At 25.9% G+C, this 1,719-nt stretch carries 2 protein-coding genes; both read right to left on the reverse strand.

The annotated features are described in order from the left end of the window. Positions 1-239: hypothetical protein (locus D9R21_RS06260; protein WP_148108867.1), on the reverse strand; the 239-nt coding region annotated here is incomplete at its 3' end. A gap of 6 nt (positions 240-245) precedes the next feature. Continuing rightward, complete coding sequence (locus D9R21_RS06265) at positions 246-1,610, reverse strand: hypothetical protein (RefSeq protein WP_126821517.1); 1,365 nt, start codon at positions 1,608-1,610, stop codon at positions 246-248. Between the last annotated feature and the right edge of the window lie 109 nt (positions 1,611-1,719).

The following is a 1,719-nucleotide window of genomic DNA, read 5'->3' on the forward strand; positions in this document are numbered from 1 at the left end:
TCTTTTTTATGACCTTTTTTAATTAAATCTAAATAAGTAAATGGATTTAATCACTGATAAATATCTTCAACTTTATTTGTAATTTTATTATATTTATCACTAATATAATTAATTGGCTTTAATACTTTATTTTGAACTTGATTAACTCTATTAATTAAATTTACAAATTTACTTATTAAATGTTTATTTTCTAAATTAGTTACTAATAAAGTTAAAACTCGTAAAATTAGTAAGTTCATTGTTTATTAAGAATTTTTAATTACTACATCAATCGGGTTTGTTTGACCAGTAGCGTTGTTTTTACCTTCAATTTGCACTGCAACTGTTTTATCATTTGTAATATTAATTGGTCAGTCTTCACCCTTACTTTCAATAAAGTAATCAAAATCACTTTCAGTTAAAGAACTATTTACTGTTTTTACTGCTTTTAAAACAACAGCTTTAAATTGTGGTTTTAACTGTTCTGGTGTTGCTTTTGTTGGGTCTGTAACATGAATAGTTGGTTTATCTAATTTATTAATTTTACTAATATCAATTTTACTTGATGATGGAATTACATAATCAACTGGCACTCTAAATGTTTTATTTAGATTACTTTTAGCAGTATTAATTTCATCTTGTGTTGGTTCTTTTTCTAAAATAATTTTACATGTTTTAGGATATAAAATTGTTGGAGTAGCATATTGCACTTTACCAATTCATTTAGGGTTAGCAGTATCATTATCTAAAACTTGTTGAATAGTATCCATATTAATTGGATATGCTCATACTTGTTTATTAATAATTAAACCATTTACATTATTAAAATTATAACCTTTATCACGGTTAACTTGTCCTTTTGTATATTTTTTTTCTAAATGAAAACTTTTTGATACAGGAATACCCATTGCTGTATTTTCATATAATTCACCATTAACCATTGCTTTTAATTGAGCTTGTGAACCAATTACTTTTAAGTAAGCAGGTGTTAATCCTAAATATGCTCTTCGTCCTAAAACCATAAACATTTTATCTGTTGGTAAACCAAAATATAAATTACTAATTTGATTTGTTAATTCAATCAAAGTTTCATTTAATTTAAAGAATGCTTTATTTGCATCATCTGCATTTTCGGCTGTATAACTACGAAATGGAATTACTTCATATTGACCATCTGCTAAACAATAATCATAAATAGCCTGAATTAATTCACATTCTAAATTAACAAATTTATTCTGTACTACACTAGAAATAGCATCAGCAATAACACCATTTTTAATATTTTGTTCTATTAATGCTAAGTCAAAAGCTTCATTCATTAATTTTAAATTAAATCTTTTATCAATAGGAACTGGAATTCTTGTTAATCCCATTGTTTGAGTTGTCCCACCATTTGGTAATGAATAATCATCTTGTCATACTACACGATGAGTTAAATTATATAATGCTTGTCCTGCATTTGGTAATCAAGCAACTTGTTCTGCTGTTGCAGTAGCATACTGCATAATACTTGCATATTCATTATATAAAGGTCCACGCAATAAAGCATTAACCATATCAACATAGGCTTTTTGTCCTGTTGTATTACCTTGTAATATAAAAGGTACTTGTGGCAAATTAATTGTTGCCATAATATTTCACTCCCTTATTATCTAAGGTTTTTAAGTGTATAATCAGTTAATTTTTTAATTTCATCAGGAGTATATGCTCCTTTTTCTTTAATAGTTTCAATTTCATCAT

The sequence above is a fragment of the Spiroplasma endosymbiont of Megaselia nigra genome, from assembly GCF_003987485.1.
Taxonomy (GTDB): domain Bacteria; phylum Bacillota_I; class Bacilli_A; order Mycoplasmatales; family Mycoplasmataceae; genus Spiroplasma.